Raw genomic sequence first — 2,779 nt, forward strand, 5'->3', positions numbered from 1 at the left:
GAGCAGGTGGTGGACGCGCTGCAGCCGAGCCGGGATTTGAGCCGCTCACCGCTCTTCCAGGTCATGTTCGTCATGCCCGGCGAACTGGCGCCCCTGGCGCTCGAAGGAGTCACGTCGGAGGAACTCGACTTCGAGCCGGGCGTGTCGAAGTTCGACCTCACGCTGTTCGCGTGGGAGACGCCGCGCGGGCTGGTGACGTTCTGGGAATACAACACGGACCTGTTCGACGAAGAGACGGTGTCGCGGATGGCGGGCCACTACGGACGCTTGCTCGACGCGGTGGTGGAGTCCTCGGAGCAGCCCATCTCCGCGCTCCCGTTGCTCGATGCGACGGAGCGTCGGCACCTGCTGGTGGAGTGGGGCGCGCGTCGCGACGCGACCTATGTGCCGGGCCTGATGCACCAATGGGTGGAGGCCCAGGTGGCGCGGACGCCTCACGCGGAGGCGGTGACGGACGGCACGCGCTCGTTGACGTACGCGGAGCTGGACGCCCGCGCGAACCAGCTCGCGAATCACCTGGTGGCGTTGGGGGTGCCGCCCAACGGCTCGGTGGGGCTGTGCCTGGACCGGAGCAGCCTCGAGATGCCCGTGGCGGTGCTGGCCACCCTCAAGGCCGGAGCGGCCTTCCTTCCCCTGGACCCGACCTGGCCCACCGAGCGACTGCGGCTGATGTTGGAGGACACGGAGGCGCCGGTGGTGGTGGCGCAGGCGCACCTGGTCTCCGCGCTGCCCTCGGGGACGTCGGCGCGGGTGTTGAGCCTGGAGGACGAGGCCGCCGCCATCTCGCGCCGCCCCACGAGCGCGCCTTGCGTGGACCTCTCCGTGGAGACGAACTGCTACTTCGTCTACACGTCCGGGAGCACGGGGCGACCGAAGGGCATCGTCATGTCCCACCGCGCGGTGGGCAACATGCTCTGGTGGTTGCTGAAGCGGACGGTGAAGCCGGACGCGACGACGCTCCAGTTCGCCTCGCTCAACTTCGACGTCTCCTTCCAGGAGATGTTCGGCACCTGGTGTCTGGGTGGCCGCGTCCTGCTCATCACCCCGGCGCTGCGACAGGATCCTGGCGCGATGCTCCGGTACATGGTGCGTCACCAGGTCGAGCGGCTCTACCTCCCCTTCGTCGCGCTCCAGGCGGTCTGCGACGCCGCTGCGTCCGAGGAGGTGCTGCCTCCCTTGACGGAGGTGGTGACGGCGGGAGAGCAGCTCCAGGTGACGCCCGCGCTCGTGGCCTTCTTCGAGCGGCTCCCGGGATGCGTGCTGGAGAACCAGTACGGGCCCTCGGAGGCGCATGTCGTCACCGCGTGGCGGGCCTCGGGACCTCCTTCCTCGTGGCCCGCGCTTCCGCCGGTGGGCGTGCCCATCACCAACGTGCGCCTGTACGTGTTGGACGCGAACGGCGAGCCCTGCCCCATCGGTGTCCCGGGTGAAGTGGGCGTCGCGGGCGCGAGTCTGGCGCACGGCTACCATGGCCGCCCCGATTTGACCGCGGACCGGTTCCTCCCGGACACGCTCGAGGGCACGTCGGGTGAGCGCTACTACCGCACGGGAGACCGGGCGCGGTGGATGGCGGACGGGAACCTGGAGTTCCTCGGGCGCCTGGATGGACAGGTGAAGCTGCGGGGCTTCCGCATCGAGCTGGGCGAGGTGGAGGTGGTGCTGCGAGCGCTGCCCGGTGTGCGGGACGCGGTGGCGGTGGTGCGCGAGGACGTGCCGGGAGACCGGCGCCTGGTGGGCTACGTCGTGTTCCAGGACGGTCACACGCTGACCCCGGCGGAGCTGCGCGCGCACCTGCAGGCGAAGGTGCCCGAGTACATGGTGCCCTCGGCCTTCGTCGCGCTCCCCGCGTTGCCGATTGCCCCGACGGGGAAGGTGGACCGCAAGGCGTTGCCGGTGCCGCGCGTGGAGGAGTCACGCGGTGGCGACGTGGCGCCACGCACGGCGATGGAGCGGGTCGTCGCGGAGGTGTTCGGTCCGCTGCTCGGCTTGGAGCGCGTGGGCGTGGAGGCACACTTCTTCGAGCTGGGGGGGCACTCGCTGCTCGCGACCCAGGCGGTGTCCCGCTTGAAGGACGTGGTGGGGCGAGACCTCCCCGTCCGTGTGCTCTTCGAATCGCCCACGGTGGCGCAGCTCGCCGAGCACCTGGAGGATGTCCTCGAGGAAGCGAGGGGTGCACCTCCGCCCGCGCTGACCTGGAGACCGCACAACGGCGTGGTGGAGCAGTCCTTCGCGCAGCAGCGACTGTGGTTCCTCTCGCAGCTCGATGCGGAGGGCTTCTCGTACAACATGCCCTTCGCGGTGCGGCTCTCGGGTCGGCTGGACGTGGGCGCGCTGGAGGGCGCGTTCCGTGACGTGGTGAGAAGGCACGAGTCCTTGCGGACGACCTTCGGTGAGGTGGACGGGAAACCGGTGCAGCGAATCCACGAGGACGTGGAGCTGTCGCTGAAGGTGGAGCCCGTGGCCGCGGCGGAAGTGCTGGAAAGGGTGGAGGAGGAAGCCCAGCGCCCGTTCGACCTGGAGAGAGGGCCGCTGCTGAGGGCGAAGGTGTTGAAGGTGGGGGATGAAGAACACGTGCTGGTGTGGGTGGTGCATCACATCGTGTTCGACGGGTGGTCGGTGGGGCTGCTGGAGAAGGAGCTGGGAGAGGGGTACGGGGCGAGGGTGCGAGGGGAGTCGGTGGAGCGCACACCGTTGGACGTGCGGTACGCGGACTACGCGAGATGGCAGCGGGAGTGGCTGAAGGGGGAGGTGCTGGAGAAGCAGCTGGGGTGGTGGAAGG

The 2,779-nt window shown here is 69.7% G+C and carries 1 protein-coding gene; it reads left to right on the forward strand.

Annotated features, from left to right (window positions below; translation table 11 throughout):
- On the forward strand, positions 1 to 2,779 hold a 2,779-nt coding region (locus K8640_RS42285; RefSeq protein ID WP_223752266.1), incomplete at both ends, for a non-ribosomal peptide synthetase.

Source organism: Myxococcus sp. XM-1-1-1 (assembly GCF_020037095.1).
Taxonomy (GTDB): domain Bacteria; phylum Myxococcota; class Myxococcia; order Myxococcales; family Myxococcaceae; genus Myxococcus; species Myxococcus fulvus.